The sequence below is a fragment of the Enterococcus sp. AMC1252 genome, from assembly GCF_058216515.1.
The window spans coordinates 2,679,281-2,695,962 of the sequence record NZ_CM177097.1; the positions used below are offsets into that span (position 1 = coordinate 2,679,281).

18 protein-coding genes and 1 CRISPR repeat array (1 of these 19 cut by a window edge) are annotated in these 16,682 nt (G+C 34.2%); of the genes, 1 reads left to right on the forward strand and 17 read right to left on the reverse strand.

From position 1 onward, the window contains the following. Nucleotides 1-583: a CRISPR direct-repeat array (repeat unit 33 nt; unit sequence ATTTCAATCCACTCACTCTAAACAGAGTGAGAC); it begins 59 nt to the left of the window's first position. A gap of 180 nt (nucleotides 584-763) precedes the next feature. The 3 genes from AC4BB5_RS12640 to AC4BB5_RS12650 all read right to left on the reverse strand — a co-directional run bounded on the left by AC4BB5_RS12640 (nucleotide 764) and on the right by AC4BB5_RS12650 (nucleotide 2,594). Then, the gene (locus tag AC4BB5_RS12640; protein ID WP_490456474.1) at nucleotides 764-1,090 is read right to left on the reverse strand and encodes a hypothetical protein; all 327 of its coding nucleotides are present in this window, start codon (nucleotides 1,088-1,090) and stop codon (nucleotides 764-766) included. Next, complete coding sequence (locus AC4BB5_RS12645) at nucleotides 1,087-1,629, reverse strand: hypothetical protein (RefSeq protein ID WP_490456475.1); 543 nt, start codon at nucleotides 1,627-1,629, stop codon at nucleotides 1,087-1,089. Before AC4BB5_RS12645 ends, AC4BB5_RS12640 begins: the two co-directional genes overlap by 4 nt. Nucleotides 1,630-1,820: 191 nt before the next feature. Further along, nucleotides 1,821-2,594 carry a hypothetical protein gene (locus AC4BB5_RS12650; protein ID WP_490456476.1) on the reverse strand — a complete coding sequence of 258 codons (774 nt, stop codon included), beginning with the start codon at nucleotides 2,592-2,594 and terminating at the stop codon, nucleotides 1,821-1,823. Between the two features lie 103 nt (nucleotides 2,595-2,697). Here AC4BB5_RS12650 and AC4BB5_RS12655 point away from each other — a divergent pair, with 103 nt between their 5' ends. Continuing rightward, on the forward strand, nucleotides 2,698-2,991 hold the full coding sequence (locus AC4BB5_RS12655) for an Ig-like domain-containing protein (protein WP_490456477.1): 294 nt from the start codon (nucleotides 2,698-2,700) through the stop codon (nucleotides 2,989-2,991). A gap of 390 nt (nucleotides 2,992-3,381) precedes the next feature. Here the strand turns inward: AC4BB5_RS12655 and AC4BB5_RS12660 are convergent, their stop codons facing one another. The 14 genes from AC4BB5_RS12660 to AC4BB5_RS12725 all read right to left on the reverse strand — a co-directional run bounded on the left by AC4BB5_RS12660 (nucleotide 3,382) and on the right by AC4BB5_RS12725 (nucleotide 16,544). Beyond that, entirely contained in the window at nucleotides 3,382-3,690 is a 309-nt protein-coding gene (locus AC4BB5_RS12660; protein WP_490456478.1) for a putative quinol monooxygenase, read from the reverse strand. A 426-nt stretch (nucleotides 3,691-4,116) separates the two neighbouring features. Next, entirely contained in the window at nucleotides 4,117-4,512 is a 396-nt protein-coding gene (locus AC4BB5_RS12665) for a PTS sugar transporter subunit IIB (protein ID WP_490456479.1), read from the reverse strand. Between the two features lie 30 nt (nucleotides 4,513-4,542). After that, nucleotides 4,543-4,731 (reverse strand): hypothetical protein, encoded by a 189-nt coding sequence (locus AC4BB5_RS12670; protein ID WP_490456480.1) that lies wholly within the window; start codon nucleotides 4,729-4,731, stop codon nucleotides 4,543-4,545. A 205-nt stretch (nucleotides 4,732-4,936) separates the two neighbouring features. Continuing rightward, a complete protein-coding gene (locus AC4BB5_RS12675; protein ID WP_490456481.1) occupies nucleotides 4,937-5,617 on the reverse strand; it encodes an amino acid ABC transporter permease in 681 nt (226 codons plus the stop codon). Next, nucleotides 5,618-6,463, reverse strand: coding sequence for a transporter substrate-binding domain-containing protein (locus AC4BB5_RS12680; RefSeq protein WP_490456482.1), 846 nt, complete (start codon nucleotides 6,461-6,463; stop codon nucleotides 5,618-5,620). 9 nt (nucleotides 6,464-6,472) lie between these two features. Beyond that, entirely contained in the window at nucleotides 6,473-7,933 is a 1,461-nt protein-coding gene (locus AC4BB5_RS12685) for an amidase (protein ID WP_490456483.1), read from the reverse strand. A gap of 322 nt (nucleotides 7,934-8,255) precedes the next feature. Beyond that, nucleotides 8,256-11,378 (reverse strand): leucine-rich repeat domain-containing protein, encoded by a 3,123-nt coding sequence (locus tag AC4BB5_RS12690; RefSeq protein WP_490456484.1) that lies wholly within the window; start codon nucleotides 11,376-11,378, stop codon nucleotides 8,256-8,258. Further along, a complete protein-coding gene (locus AC4BB5_RS12695; RefSeq protein WP_490456485.1) occupies nucleotides 11,371-12,480 on the reverse strand; it encodes a WxLIP family cell surface protein in 1,110 nt (369 codons plus the stop codon). The genes AC4BB5_RS12690 and AC4BB5_RS12695 overlap by 8 nt, the downstream gene beginning before the upstream one ends. A gap of 189 nt (nucleotides 12,481-12,669) precedes the next feature. Beyond that, a complete protein-coding gene (locus AC4BB5_RS12700; RefSeq protein WP_490456486.1) occupies nucleotides 12,670-13,389 on the reverse strand; it encodes a WxL domain-containing protein in 720 nt (239 codons plus the stop codon). A 70-nt stretch (nucleotides 13,390-13,459) separates the two neighbouring features. Then, entirely contained in the window at nucleotides 13,460-13,684 is a 225-nt protein-coding gene (locus AC4BB5_RS12705; protein ID WP_490456487.1) for a hypothetical protein, read from the reverse strand. Between the two features lie 14 nt (nucleotides 13,685-13,698). Continuing rightward, nucleotides 13,699-14,013: a hypothetical protein gene (locus AC4BB5_RS12710; protein WP_490456488.1), complete on the reverse strand. Its 315-nt coding sequence runs from the start codon at nucleotides 14,011-14,013 to the stop codon at nucleotides 13,699-13,701. Nucleotides 14,014-14,017: 4 nt separating this feature from the next. Beyond that, nucleotides 14,018-15,109 carry a WxLIP family cell surface protein gene (locus AC4BB5_RS12715; RefSeq protein ID WP_490456489.1) on the reverse strand — a complete coding sequence of 364 codons (1,092 nt, stop codon included), beginning with the start codon at nucleotides 15,107-15,109 and terminating at the stop codon, nucleotides 14,018-14,020. Nucleotides 15,110-15,133: 24 nt separating this feature from the next. Beyond that, nucleotides 15,134-15,796, reverse strand: a complete 663-nt coding sequence (locus AC4BB5_RS12720; RefSeq protein WP_490456490.1) for a hypothetical protein — start codon at nucleotides 15,794-15,796, stop codon at nucleotides 15,134-15,136. Between the two features lie 58 nt (nucleotides 15,797-15,854). After that, nucleotides 15,855-16,544 carry a winged helix-turn-helix domain-containing protein gene (locus tag AC4BB5_RS12725; protein WP_490456491.1) on the reverse strand — a complete coding sequence of 230 codons (690 nt, stop codon included), beginning with the start codon at nucleotides 16,542-16,544 and terminating at the stop codon, nucleotides 15,855-15,857. Nucleotides 16,545-16,682: the final 138 nt, after the last annotated feature.

Genomic DNA, 16,682 nt, shown 5'->3' on the forward strand with positions numbered 1-16,682 from the left:
CGGACGAATTTCAATCCACTCACTCTAAACAGAGTGAGACGGGAAAATCAAAGGAGCATTTTTAGATTCAAAAAATTTCAATCCACTCACTCTAAACAGAGTGAGACCAGTAAATATTTAGAGAACACAACAGCATTGAAATTTCAATCCACTCACTCTAAACAGAGTGAGACGAAAATTCCGCTTATAGGTTAATGAGTTAGTTTGATTTCAATCCACTCACTCTAAACAGAGTGAGACAATAAGGAGGAAACAGTTTGAATAATGTAAAAAAATTTCAATCCACTCACTCTAAACAGAGTGAGACAAAATGATGCAACAGAAACAGATTTATTTAAGAGGATTTCAATCCACTCACTCTAAACAGAGTGAGACCGGATGATTATAGGGATCAGCTCTATTTTTCAGCAATTTCAATCCACTCACTCTAAACAGAGTGAGACGGAAAGAAAATATAACAAGACCTCGGCAGCAATTAGTATTTCAATCCACTCACTCTAAACAGAGTGAGACATTTAGTAGTAAAGCGCTAGATATGATTTCTAGCGGTATTTCAATCCACTCACTCTAAACAGAGTGAGACCGTGAAAATACAGTGTTTTCACATTAAAATGCTATATTTTCACCTAAACAAACTAATAAAATGTGATTTCAATGAGAAAATCTGTTTAAAATACTTCTTCATCCATCAATCATTGGTGCGGATCTCCCAATGATTTCATGTGAGCTTATGATCCGCACCTAAGTCGTTTTACTAATGTTATTACATACCGACCATCAATTTCTTGATTGTATCAGAAAGAAGTGTACTTGCTAAGCTGCTAAAAACATCCGACGTAAACTGTGGCACATGCTTTTTCAAAAAGGTCCTTACCATACCTTCATCCTTTGAAGCCGACTCTGTCAGCAATTCCATACAAGCTTGAAATTCTTTACTATCTTGCGGAAGCTCCATTAACAAAGATTTAAGGTCTGCAGAGAACTTGTCCCAATCAATATCTTCGCTTTTTCCGTTCGTGACTTTATTATTATTTCCTATCACGACTGTTGAATTATTGATACCACCAAAATCATTTCCCTTTATTTTCATTTATTCACCTCATTATTATTACCTGAAACAACTGTACTATCATTGATACTTTGATCGACACTCACAACTCGATTGTCAATCTGGATATTTTCTTGTTTCATATTAATCACTACTTTTTCTTTTCGATGAACGTCGTTGATGCAGCCCTCTATCACTTCTCGGACTTTTTCAGCAAACTCTTTGTTTTCACAATGAATCATATACGTAAATCCAGAATTCAGATTTAAATAGAGATAATACCCCTTATTTAAATTCCCCATAATCACTAAAAAGATATAAAAACCAATGATGATCATTCCTAATACTCCAGAAAAATGTCGCACAGCAAACCATCCTGCAGAAACCATAAATAAAAGCCCTGCCAACCAAGGTATCTTTGAATCTGGTTCTGCTACATATATTTGGGAAACATTACTGATTTGAAGTGTGCGATCATCAAGAGCGATGACATTTTTCTCTATTGAAATGTGAGTTAAGTCTAATTTGTTCTTTCCACTAGAATTTAAATTTAGCTTGCTCAACATATCTGCTATTTCCATTCATTTACACTCCTTAAAATAATTTATTTTTTACAATTACACATAATAATAGCACAAAATAAAAAAGTTTAGAATATCATTCTATGATTAAAATAAAAAATAATTTTGATTCTAAATAAAAACAGCTAAAAACAAAGAAGACTGTTTTAGCTATTTTATCTATTCATAAAAACCAGAATAGCTAGTTTAAACTATTCTCGGTATTCTTTTAACAAAATTATATATTCTGGATATTCATGTAAATTATTATTCAGATAATTTTTATTTGTATTTAAAAAGTGATGCCTTTTGAATGCATAATAAATCCAAACACCAATACCTATTATAACCAGTATAGTAAGAGCTTGACTCTCAGTTTCTGAAGAACCACTGAATATATTAATCAAGAAAAATATGAAACTTGCAAAAAGACCGTTTTGTCCATTTCTCTTCATTTCCTTTTCAACGGTTGAGTTTGCTTGGCTTACTGGTCTGTTACCATCCATTTCAATTTTGTCTTTCTTAGCTGCAGTAGCATCCACGGTATACTCAACGTCTTCATATACATATGTGATTTTCCAAAACGGTACATATGTATAATTTGATGTTAAACTATACGTTAATTTTGTTATTTTTGCATTCTTGTTTCTATCACCTGGTAAAATACTGTGCATTTTTTTACCTGCTTCTTCCTCAGTAAAGGTACTAATCGAGCGTAGAACTTCAGAAACTCTCTCTGGTGAAATCTTAAACTGTCTAGTGCCAGCAGTATAGTGATCATCAAAAGGTTTTACATCACTTGAAAAAACCAAATCGCCAACTTTTTCAGCGAACTTTGTAACTGATTCAGTCAACTCATCATTGATTATAAAACTCTTAAACGTTGTACCTGAAAAAATATCACTTGAATGATTCCAATCTACAACTGTACGTGTTTTTGTGGCTGGTTCGGAATATCTATTACCGTTTTTATCTTTTCTTGTCACATATCCAGTATATGTTTCTGATCGATTGTAGCCAATATCGGCACCCCATGCCTCTTCATAAGTAATGACTTACTATAACCTACTTGGTCGCACAAGTACTGTTATGTATTTATCAAATGTACAATTAGTAAATACAGATAGAACGGCACCAGAACTAGTGAAAATAACTGAAGTCACGTCTACGCCAAGTGAAACACTTATTAAAGGATACGGAGAACCTGAAACAACGATTCAGATTATTTCTTCTGCTAATGCAGTGATTTTAGAAGTTGCTACAGACAGCAACGGTTACTTTGATTTAACGATTCCTAAACAGCAAACAGGCACAGTGATACACCTGATCAATAAAGATGTCAAAGGAAATACTAGTGCTTCTTTGGTTTTAGTTTCTAATTAACAAAAAAACCTCTAAAAATTGTATCTATAACATACAATTTTTAGAGGTTGCTTCAATTAGAAACCTTCTTTTTTTTCAATGTATATTGCCTAGCTACTCAGCTTCTTAATCTGACTAACTTGCCTCTCAACTATTACTGATTTCATAAATTAAAATGTTTAAGATTGATCTATTTTTAGGATTTTTTTTAAACATTTATCAACAAAATTGGGTAAAAACTTGCCTAATATTGTAATCAAAAGGAAAACGAATCCCCATGTTTTAAACCACTGTCCCCATTGGATTTGCCCATTTGATAAAAAATTCAGCAACAATGTCAGTATTCCTGTTGTCAGTAATGAGGTTACTAGAGAATGGATGAGAGAATAGTGTCCATTTATTAATTTCATTTTATAACTCAACCCTCTCTGAGCTTTCGAAAAATTCAATTGTATCTAATTCTTTTTTGAAAAATTCCTTTGTATATTCTTGCTCATGATGGGCATAAAATGCTCCTTTATTTTGCCAAATCTCCCACAAAGCGAAACGTTCTTGCCTTCTTTCTAAAGGAACTATTTCAAACATCACGCATCCAGCTTCAGTGATCATCTCTTTTCTTAAATGTTGCAAATTTTCGACTAACTCTTCGTATGCTACTTTCCTCGTTGATTGAATAACCGCAGTACAATACACATAATCATTTTTCTCACTTAAATTCATTATTATTCCTCCTTTGAATAAATTCAGAATAAGGTATAGAGTATACTCTATAGCAAGAAAGAATTTTATATATAAGAGAAATAGGTTATCCTTTTAGATGAAAAAAAGTTATTTGAACACTAGTGCAATAGTTCAAAAGTAATTGAACTTCCCACATATAAAATCAGTAGCTACCAAGAAAAACTAAAACGTTTAGTTATCAGCATTTAGAGGCTGATCGCTAAACGTTTTTTATGCCTAGACATAATCCTATTATTTCTTCATTTTCTAATCCTATAACAGTCAAATAAGTCTCACTCCTCATAAAATGTTTAATGAATTATTCTACCTCTTCAAAGGATTCATATTTATCATTCCATAGTTCTTCTGAAAATACAGAAATACAAAGTTTTGTGGCTTGTTTTATGTTCATTTTTTCTAATTCTTTTACAAGCATCGGTATAACTCCTTTTGAAAATCTAAAATCTCTCCTAACGCTTTTTCGCCATTCATATTGCCAAATGTTTTCATATCAATATCTGCACAAGGAATATCAACTGGCGTTAGAAGTTTTTGCAAAATGGGCGTTTTATACCGAACTTGAGGACAAACCATAACACAATCAACATATGGTTTAAAAATTGGTTCTACCGTTAGTTGATTAATCTCAGCTTCGCCTCCATAAGCAATAAGTGTAGGATACAAAGTAGATAAGTTCTGAAAATCAGCAATCACATCATGGAGCTGCCCAAAATAAACTTCTTTAGCATCTGCCGCTTGGGCAATTTTTTGGCAAAACATGCTAGAAGTCATCCCACCTGCACAGCAAATATAAACAAGCATCTTCTTTCCTCCTACAATAATCATGATCTATTATTTTTGACTGTCTTTATATTCTTGTTCTGCTTGATCTAATAAGGGACGCAGATGACTTTCAACTTTTGACTCTACATTCATCCGCATCATGAACTGACTAGGTGTTTCAGCAAATCCATTTATAAGACTATCTTTATATTCTGTGACTAAAAATTGACTCGTCTCTTTTATTTCCTTAAAATCCATTATTTTTCCTACTCTCTATTTTTTTAACCAACGTACATAAAAAATTAAGTATATTTAGACTTCATTCCTACCTTGATTGATTTTTATATACTGATTATACTCGCTTTTTTAGAATAAAAGAACACTAAGTCGACATCACTCTTCTATCCCCATAAAAAAACTGTGTAAATAGCCACTGTATTATCAGCTATTTACACAGAGTCATTTAAACATTGGCTTCAGTTTTTCCTTTATAACGATTTATATAATGCTTCTCTAACCAACCTTGCCCCCAGCCAATCGCCACACAAAGCAACCAATAGATCACTGCCACTAAAATATACATCGACATATAATCAAAGGTTCTTCCACCAACGATTTTCGCTTTTTGGAAAATATCAGGAATCGTGATCATCGCAGCTAACGACGTACCTTTTAGCAAATCCATCGCAACGTTTCCTAAGGCTGGAATCGAAATCCGAAACGCTTGGGGCAAAATAATTTTACGCATTACTTTTCCAAACGGTAAACCTAACGCATACGCCGCATCCCACTGACCTACTTCGACTCCTGCAATTGAGCCACGATAAATTTCAGCAATAAAGGCACTACTCGTCAAACTAAAACAAATACAAGCTGCTGTTAGCGCAGTTAATTGATAAGGCAACCCAAAATACAAAAGAAATAACAAAACCAACCCTGGAACCCCTCTTAAAAAAGAAATGTAAAGACGGACAAATCCTTTGATTAATTTTGACGGTAACATCCCTAAAACAGTCAATAGAATACCAAGGATATTCCCCATCAAGAACGTCACTACACTGATTCCAAGAGTGTAAGGTAAACCCGTCAGTAAAAAGGGAATAGAATCAATCATTAACTGAAAATCGATTTTTGGTATATACATCTATTCTACAGAGACACTTTCTTCAACTTTTTCTTTTGGTTCTACTGAGACATCCGTTTGGAAATACTTCTCAGAGATTTTTTTCATCGTTCCATCGTCTTTCATTTCTTTTAATGTACCATCAATTTTTTTACTTAATGCTACGCTGTCTTTTTTCATTAAAAATCCAGTAAAGTTGGCGTTAAAGTAAACATTCTCTAAAATTTTTACTGGAATATCTGGCAATGCCCCAACTGACATTTTTTGTAAGTAATAATCATTCAAAATGACATCGGTCCGACCATTGGCAACATCTGTCAAATATTGATCATTTGTCGCATTGTCATATGTTACTAATTTTGCGCCATATTTTTCAGCGATTTTCATATAGTTTGTATTTGGTTCGCCAGCCGCTTTTTTGCCTTTTAAATCTTCAAGAGAAGCAATCCCAGAATCATCACTTTTTCGAACAATCATGCTATCAAATGAATACTTGATTGGCGAAGACAAGATGAATTTTTTCCCTCTATCTCCTGATAATCCAAAATCATTGGCAGCTAGATCGGATTCACCTTTATCTACGGATGTTATTTGGCCATCGACATTGTACTCTTTAAATTCAACATCCAGGTCTAAACGTTTGGCCACTTCTGTTATAACATCCACATCATAACCTGTTAATTCATTTTTATCATTATAGTAAGAAGATGGAAATAACGTTCCTGATGTGGCAACGGTTAACTTCTTCGCCTCTTCGACTTTTTTCCAGCTGTCATCTTTCCCCACAGTCTGCTCTTGTGTTCCACTACAGGCAACTAACACTAAGCTCAACGCAACAATACTAAAACTAGCAAATACTTTCTTCATTTGAACCTCCTATGATTCACGATAATAGTTTGGTAATAAGAATTTCTGCTCTTGCTCGAATAATTTTCCAACTTGGAAAAGTATATCTTCGCGGCCTTTAGAGGCCATAAACTGAATGCCTAGCGGTAAACCTGATGCTGTTACATGAGTCGGTAAACTGATTGCTGGCTGTCCTGTTAAGTTCGCAAGTTGAGTAAATGGGGTGATCGTCAGACTTTTCTCAAACATGTCATAGATCAACTCTCTTAACTGTAAAACTGATAAATTTTCTGCTTGCGCTAAGTCTTTACGGATCTTATCACTTTGCAACTCTGTATCCACTCTAGGCGCAATATCTGCGGTAGTTGGCGTTAAAAATAAATCATATTCTTCAAACAATTGCTCCATCGTATACGCCGCTTGATCCCACAGTTGAAGTGATCGTGTATACTGACTTGCCGGTATACGTAACCCATATTGGTAAATTCCCCAAGTCATCAATTCCATGTCTGACTTGGTAAGTGTTCGCTGAAACCCTTGTTGAATCTCTTCAAACATGGCAGCAGTTTCTGCCCCATTCATCAGATAATAGCTGTCAATCAACTGTCGACCATTCACAGGATAAGGAATTTCTGTCACAACATGTCCTTGTTGCTCTAAAAATGTTGTTGCTTGACGAATCGCTTTTACTGCCTCGACTGAAACAGGTGTCCCAACTGGAGACTCAGTCAAAAAGGCAATTTTCAACACTTTTTTTTCTGCCGCTTTTTGATGAGACCACTCAACTTTTGGTGCTTGATAAGGTGCTGCTTTTTCGGTTCCACGTAAATGATAAAACAATGTTTCCGTATCTCTCATGGAAACCGTTAAAGCAAAATTAATCGAAGCTCCTTGCCAACCTCGCCAGCCATCAGGACCTACTGGCATACTGCCGCGCGTTGGTTTTAGACCAATCAAGCCACTAAAGGATGCAGGAATCCGAATGGAACCGCCACCGTCACTTGCTGCAGCAATTGGAAACAAACCACTAGCAACTGCTGCAGCTGCTCCTCCACTAGAACCACCAGGTGAATAATCAAGATTCCAAGGATTTCTAGCAGGTCCATAAAGGGTCGGATCAGAAATATTTTTAAAGCCGAACTCGGGAGCGTTGGTTTTTCCTAAAGGGATGAAACCTGATCGTTCTAAACTCTTCACAAAATTATCCGTAGAAGCGGAAAAGTTTCCTTGAAATAAACGAGAAGCGGATGTTGATTTCATTCCAGCTTTGTCTTGTCCAAGCATTTTTAAAGGTATGGGTAAGCCAAAAAAAGGACCAGTTTCTGCTCCTCTAGCTTCATATTGTTGTTTCGCCGATTCGGCATCCCAATCAACAAATGCATTGAGTTCAGGATTTAGCTTTTTTACTTGTTGCTCCCGTTCATCTATCCACTCGAGTACACTTAGCTTTTTCTCTCTAAATTGTGTTGCGTAGTATAGGCCGTCTTTCATAGTCATCCTCCCTTATGTTTCGCTCGCTTTTATTATACAGGTTGTTGAGAGATTTTTAGATTTATTTGCTTAATAAGTAATTAGGAATACAAAATATACTGTATGTTTCTACTATTTAATCACTGTTCTTGATAATTTACATAGCGCCTTATTGTACGAAGTGACCTATAGAAAAACGATTTATTCTCACCAACTTAGTTTTCAATACGTTAATTTTTTTGCTAAACATTCGTTTCAAAATTATCCTTACCCTACTAACTCATTATTAGTTAAAGGATCTGAGACATAATAGTTCAAATTATATCTCAGACTACCTATAATTCTAAGGTGTATCACCTACCTGCCATAAAATCGTCGCACGATACCCTCCCGGTTCAACAACTTTTCCTGTCGGTACTTCTAATTGAAACCCACTCTTTCCGCTTTTCCAATCGTCACTTACATTATATTTATTACTGCCATTACTTGTTTTCGTCGCTAATATTTCTGAACTTCCTTCTATGAACGTGACGGAATCTGTCTCACTTTTCTTATAACGGATGGCTTCTGGTAACGTCTGTGTCGGATCTGTTAAACTAGTTAGTGGTGTTTCTAATGTTGCCGTTACTTTCCAAGAATTGCTCTTTTTGCGATTATCCCAAATGACTAAAGGTTCATCAAATGTCGCTTTCTCAACTTTAATAAAACGCAATCCATTTAACAGCATATGTCTTCCGAAACTTAATAGCTTAGGATGTGAATAGACGAATAGACTTCCTTCAAACTGATAGTAAACGTTTGTTTCTTTCTCCTTTATTTTGACCGCTTCTTCTAGTTCTGGTCTTTGCTTGACTAGATAATTTTTCTCTGTAAGGCCTTTAAGAACCTCTTGCACTTGCGGTTCCTTTGTTAAATCCAAAGTAGTCCCAATTATTCCTTCAAAAGTAAGCGGATCATGTAACGCTTCCCCTGTCTCATCTACAAAAGAAACAGTCACCTTTTGTTTTTGTATTTTTGTCTGAATAGTAGTTACGTTATTTGGATTCTTTTCAGCCTCATCAAGAATGACTTTATACGTAATCCCTTTATAATATGGAATTGAGATTGTTTCATTCCATTCTCCACTATAATACACTTCATTTGTTTTTCCATCTAAAATCGTATACGTGTGGCCATCTGTTAAGTTTTTCACCGGTTCATTTGGATCAATTGGTGCCCCTTTTTCTGAAAGAACCGCATGTAAGTTAAAAACAGATTGATCGGTAGTGCTAAATGGTCGAATCATTGTTAATTCATCGGCGTATATTTTCACTGTTTCCCCTGTTAACTGTAAATAGCTCTGTAATGGATTGTAGACGAAACTATTGCTTGTTTTCGCTTGACCACCTTGGATGAATGGCGGAAGACTTTCCTCATTGTAGGTCAGTTGTGTGTCATTTACAGTTAATGTTTTTAATTTATCCGTAAGTTCTGGGAGCTTTCCGATGAACTCATTGTTGGATAAATCAAGTTCGCTCAATTGTGTAAGCTGACTAAGTTCCGTTGGAATCACTCCTGTAAGATCAGTTTGAACTAGATCAAGTTTCGTCAAGTGACTTAATTCGCCAATTTCCTTTGGAATCCTTCCTTTTAGTCCAGAACTATTTGTCAGGCTTAATTGCTCCAACTTATTCAACGCATTGATTGTCTCTGGAATCTTTTGGTTGCCTGTAATTGAGTTTAATTGAATTGTTTTAATTTTACTCAGATCACTCATAAAGACCGTATTTGGTGGATCCCCTGGATTACCATCAATTTTTTTAGGGGCAAGTTGTCGATTGACTTCATCAATGAGCCAGGTTTGGTTTTCGAAAAAGTCAGAGGTTACAGGAACTGCTGGTGTTACTTTGATAGGTACAGTTATAATCTTCTCTTTTTCGCTCGTTAAACTTTGGATTACGACTTTAACATTATATGTTTTCACCGTATCAAAATAGATATCTTTATCTTCATCGTTAAACGCAACACTCAGCTTGTCTGCTGGTAACGTCGTCGCAACATCTGTAACTAACGAATTCACATCAAAATCACTACTACGGGTATACTGAGGAGCCTCGATGCCTAAAACTGGTTCCCCATAGATACTAGGAGTTATTTGAGCCAATGCAGTCATTTTTTCTGACTCTGTTTTTTTGTTGTCCTTCACCTTATAATTATAGAATTCCACGGGCACTTCATAAACATTTTTATCTTTGTTGTAATGTTTGAGTAGTTCTTCACCGTTTAACGCCTTAGTATTTAATTTAATATTGATCTGATTATTTTTTAACAGCTCCAACTTATCTTTTAGAATTTTAAATTCTACTTGATGATCATTTACATTGACGATCTCCATATAATGTGAGATATCTGTTCCATTTTTATCTTGGAACGCTACTTGACTAAAGTCAATTTTTTTAAATAACTTTTCTTTTGTATCATCCATTACGATGTTTAGAGAATCTGGATAAAATTGACCGTATGCGATATCCACACTCTGAGTAATATGATAGTTTGCCTCCAACTTATCTGTATTTTGAGTTCCTGTAGACTTTGGTGGTCCATAAGTTAGTTCTCTAAAAGAAGGGATATAACTTGCAAATAAATCTGAACTCAAGCTAGAGTCATAGCTTCCCTGATTACTAGCCAATAATAAAGAATAATTATTATCCTGAAGAAGAACAAAATGTTGCAAATTAAGTGCATTAGGCAAATCGTTAAACTCTAGTATCATAGCTGATGCATATCCAATAGATAAAAATTGATATAAGTAACGGCTAAACCTTATAGCTTTTCTACCTTCAATATCAATATCACTATTTAATATAGCTCTAACTAATCCTTCTTGTTTCACTACAAATTTTGTGTTCCCAAATGGACCTACTCTTGTCGCATTAAAAGCCGTAGGGAGTTCAAAAATAACATCTTTTATGCTTTCGTATTTTATACTATTTTTTGTGTATACATCTACACCTTTATTTTTTACTTGTCCATCATTGTATACCAAACGAAGCGCATAGCCCTTAGGCATACTTAGAAGATTAGTCCCCCCATCTGCTCTTATAGCAACAGCCGACTGATACCACGATTGAAATTGAATTAATAATGCGATGGGTCTATTTTGGTAAAAACCCATTTGTTGGAAAATCATGATACTATTATCCCCAGTCCCTGTAACGGTCTGAGGTAAAGAGTTGCCGTTAGAACCTTTCTTAAATTTTCCTTCTGGTCCAAGATAGTCTTCATAAGGATCCGACCCTACATAGGCAGGCCTAATAATCGGCTTGTCTATCACGACGGGATCCCGATTTCCATCTATAGCTTCACCACTACTAAGAACCTGCGTATAGTACTGGTCTTTGGTTGCCGCATGTCCAACAATTGTTGCTTCATAAAAAAATCCTATAAAAATAATGATACCTAAGTATAGCCAATTTTTCTTAGCCATCTTTACTCATCCTTTCTGATTGTCCAGTTAAACGATTATTTTTTTCTCTAGCATTGCACGTATTCATATACCTTGTTTTTCGTTTTTTATTTCTATAAAAAAAAGTCGCCCCTACAATTAGACATACGCTGATGAATAACACTATAAAAATGATTATTTGTTCAGTTGATGAATCTTTTGTTGCATTCAATCGCTTATTTAACTGATCAATTTCCATTTCACTTAAACGAAACTCTTGCTCCCATGACCAACTGCCTCCACCTTTAGCCGTTACAGTAGCTGACAGGATATAGCTGCCTGGCTCGGTCAATTTATATTTCAAGGAGATAGGTAAACTGATCTGTGTATTTGGCGCCATTCTCATGTTCGATTTTTTTAGTTCAAATGCGATTTTATCCGTTGCTTTATTTTTCACATTTACATCAACAGCCATATCTTCAGCGTAGATAGGGTTAATATTGGAAAAATTTAATAATAAGCGGTTGTGTTCCTTTTGTGTATCTACTGAGATAGAATTAAATTTAAGCGCTGGTTTTAGCTCATTTACTTCGCTTTCACTCAATAACATGCCAATTAAATAGGCAAACTTATTCACAACTAAGTTATCATCATCTGATTTTTTCATTTCTGAATTTTCTAGAGACATAACCTGGATGCCTCCTGCAATGTACCCCTCAAACGTATTCATTGGGGACTTGATAGAAAGAGTAATCACTTTGTTACTCTGCGGTTCAAGTTCAACTTTATTTGGTCCTGTAACAAGATCTGAAAAATCGTAAATAAGTGATGAATCCTTAACCAGATTGTTTGGGCCATACTCTATCACACCATTACTATTTGTTTTTGCACTATTATATTTTAAAGATAGCGTTAATTTCTTAGGAGATAAATTCGTTAGCTTTAATTGAACTGTCGATGTTTTTCCTGGTTCAATTACTAAATCATAATATCCGACATCTTTGTTTCTCTGATTTTTAGGGAGAATCACTTCATACGAAAAATCACTTAAATCAGTTGCATATTGTTCTGCACAATACCCACTATTCGCTGTTAATAAACAGCTGAAATAAAGCCATATGACTATGTATAAAAATTTTTTCATCTTAGTTCCTTTCTATTAAAAATAAATCACCTACAACGTTAGACTAACTGCTGCAGGTGATTCATCTATTTCTGTGAACAACTTACAACAATAACTGTTCCCTAGTTTATCTACATTTTTTTAAATTACCCTAAATTTTTCATGTTTCTTCTAATTGTTGGAATCACTCTAAATTATTTATGCTTTTTCTTAGTACGTATTGTCTAAGCTCCAAGATAAGGTTGCTTTATAGGCTTTTCCAGCTGATTCTTTGTCAGTAGTTACGACTAATTTTGTATCTTGAATTTCTGTCGCAAAACCACCATTTAATTTGTTAGCCGTATTCTTTGCAAGAATAGCTGCACTTGATGTACCATTAGCTTCTAGTGATACATCTTTGCTTTGATTTTTGTCTCCAAGTTCAATTGAATCATCTGGAGTAAATGCTGTAAGTGATGTATCATCTAGTGGTGCTGGTTTAAAATCATTAGTTACTGGATCAACATCTTCTCCGATATTGTATTTTTGAACATCCCCAAGTTTGAAGGTTAATTTTGCTGCTAGATTTTTATCTTCTGCATTTCCTGTTGTGAAGTTAGATAACGTTGCGTTGACTTTCCACGCTGATAATGTACCATCTTCCGTTTTTCTATCATCATTGACTACTAAATATTGTTTATCAGTTACTGTATTGTTGTATGTTGCAATATTTCCTGTCGCTTTTTGGCTACCAAAGTCCATTTTAGATGGCGCCCAAGCAATCGCTAAATTATCTTTGAATGGGCCTGTTCCAGGTTTGTTTGGTCCATCTGTCTCAAATCTGATCCCCAAATCAGTTGTTTCTTTTGAGACCTCTTTTGCATGTGCTGGGACTGCTGCTAACCCCAATGCTGCGGTTGTTGCTAATGCTGTTAATAATACTTTTTTCAAATTTATCACCTTTCTTTAATTGTAGATAAACTAGTAACAGTTATTGTTGTAAGTTGTTCACAGATTTATGTTAGTCTAATAATTTGATTTGATCTTTTAACAAGATAAATAAATAAATAATCAAGATCAGCGCAACCAAGGTAATGAGTAATAGCGCAAAGTTAATCACCAAATTTGTTTTTTTTACTTTTAATTTTCTAACTAAATATATATCTCTAGAGAATGTGACTAGAAAATAAATTAATGTCACACTAGCAATCGCTCCTAGAATATATACCCATAAATAATCAATCATTTTACACGTCCATTCTATACACTATAATAAATTTTCCGAAACATCAGAACCCCACAAAAAACGACTAGACAGGTCACTCCTGTCAATAAAAGGATGAAGGAGGAAATCATTTGACCCAAATGAGGTAAATAGCCACTTTTACTCCCGTTAGTATCTGGGTACTTAACTAGCGGATCTGCTGGTTTCTGCGGTAGAATCTTTTTCCCTTCGTCCTCTTCAAAATAAATTCCAACCTCATTTTGTCTAGTACTCGTAGTTGCCCAAACTGATTCTGAAGTAAAAGCAAAGACAATAGGGATAAAAACAAGCATCAACCATCTTTTTTTCATAACATCACCTTTTTTCTTGTTTCTTACTCACTCGATTCCGTTTGCCTTTTTTCTTTTTCTTTGCTATGCGTAATCTTTTCCATGCCTTTTCCCATTTTTTTCTTCTTGAAAATTGAATAACGACTAACACTATTGTACAAACGAATAACACAGCACTGATCACCTTCAACCATGTTGGTGTGATGATTTTAAAGACACTCTCTTCATTGATTTTTTTTGCTTGTTCATTCGTAATTGTAAAATCTTTCTTTAAATTCCATTCTTTATTATAATTTTTTGCATTTATGTTGAGTGTGTAATCACCAGAAGGCAAATTACTGATTCCCCAATCCATTTCAAAATCAAAATGACTATTTGGTGCCATACGATAATTTTGAACGGTCTTTTCTTTAATGACTTCACCCGAGCCTTTTTTGGTCATGGTCGCAACCATATTTAGATTCTCCAACACTTTGGCATCTGGGTTTTGTAGCGTTGCTAAGACCATTTTCTTTCCGCGAGTCATAGAAGCCTTTACTGAATTAAGCTTCAAGTTTTCTCCATTATTAATTTCGTCACCATTTTCTGCCATCATCAATCCAATTTTATAGGAGTATTCAGTTGAAACACCTTTATCCTCTTTGCCTTTATCTAAAGCAAAAACGATGCCTCCCATTTTTACACCTGAGTAACTTTCTTTCGGTGGAGTTAATTCAATTTTTACTGTCTTTTCTTCAAAATTTCCCACTGTGATGTCTGGTGTATCGATTTTAATTAAGTTTGTCACAGGTACTTTTAGGGTTTCATCTTTAGTTGATAAATCATCTGTATACTCGATGGTTCCCTCATTTCCTGTATAAGCAGAAACACCATAAATTTTTAAATGAACGTCTTCTTTTTTAGTACTCTGTACTCGTACCTCTAAAGTTTGCGACTCATTAGGAACTGTCTTTACATAGAAATAACTTTTTTCTGGATCAATTTGTGTTTTAGGCTGCACAGGAGACACAGTATAGCCTAATACATTGTCCTCTTTTGCAAAGGCTTCATTAGTTGAAATCACAGATATCAACACAAAACCTATTAAACTTAATAGTTTATAAACTCTCTTATTCAAAAAAATTCTCCTAACTAGAACAGACTATGACTTATCTGTTGCTTTGATGTATAGTGCAATTTTATACGTTCCATTTTCTTCTTTCTCACTTAGTTCTGTTATGGAATAGCCTTTTTCTTCAAAATAAGACTTCCAATACATAGAAAACTCTTGCCCATATTCATGTGCTTCTTCGATCGACCTAAATGAACCTAACTCTTTCACACAATCTCCATCTTTATATAGCTCTGCTTGCTCTTCATATAAATATTTTGTTATAGCATACGTGATATATACCACTGTTAAAGAGGTAATTAAAATGAGTAAGAAATACGGCCAAGCAATCGTACATAAAAGGAAAATAGATGGAATAGTAATGATAAGGAAGAAAAATAATACTAAATATTTTTTCCTTTTGTTAAATTCCCGTTCTTTTTTATTTTTGAAATAAAAGAAAAAAAGCAAAAACAAACTTGTTAGCATTAGTAAAAAATAAATAAACGTATAAACTAATAATTCTGGTAGATAAAAGTTGGATATAAAAATCAATTGCACGAGATACTTAGCATCCTTATTTACGTAAAAAATCATACTTTGATAAAAGGAAACAAAAACCAGTAAATAACTTATCCAACTAATAATCATGATCCCACCGCCAAGATAGTACTTTTGATACTTTCTAAAATAGTTATTGCTTTGTTTAATCACATTTAAAACCTTCCATTTCTTCTATTTAATCGCTTGTTGTCTTCTTTTCTTTTCCAGATTATTTATATTCATAATTAAATAGATAACCGTTGGACCTGACCGTTTTAACAATTTTTGGTGCACCTATATCCTTCTCTAATTTTTCCCTTAAATGAAAAATGATATTTGCTATTCGATAGTTTTTCTCATCATAAGAGCCTCCCCATATCTCTTGATGCATTTCCTTATACGAGACTGCTTTTGGAGATGCCGAATACAACAGAGAAAGAGCTTTGTATTCTTTTTTAGTTAAATAGACTGGTTTTTTGTTATCAAGGAGTACACACAAATTTTCACTGATCAATTTAAATTGTTTTTGACTATTCCTTTTACTAACCTCTTTGTTCTTATGCTCTATGTTTTTTTGCATTAATACCAATCCATTATGTATTGCTTTTACTACTTCTTCCTGGCTTACTTCTTCATTAAAAACACTAATGGCACCTAAGTTATATAATAATAAGCGATCATTTCCACTACACTTTTCTTTATAGATCCATACTGGACAAGAATTATGTTCTACAATTTTCATGTAGGAATTACATATATCAGCAAGTTGTGCATCTCCACCAAGAATGAAATAAGCGTCACACTCATCATTTTGAGTAAATACCTCTTGCCAACTTATTTCAAATTCAGGACATGATTGTAATTGATGACACCAATTTTCTTTTTTCCCATTCAATGTAAGCAATCCTAATTTAACCATTATTATCCTCCTTTTATAATTTTTATTGAAAATTAATTTGTTTTTTATCTCACTAGATATAGTTTATTCTTTTTTAGAATAGAACAAAATGCCATGTAAGCGCTTAAAATTCCTAACTACAAAAATAATTTATCTTTA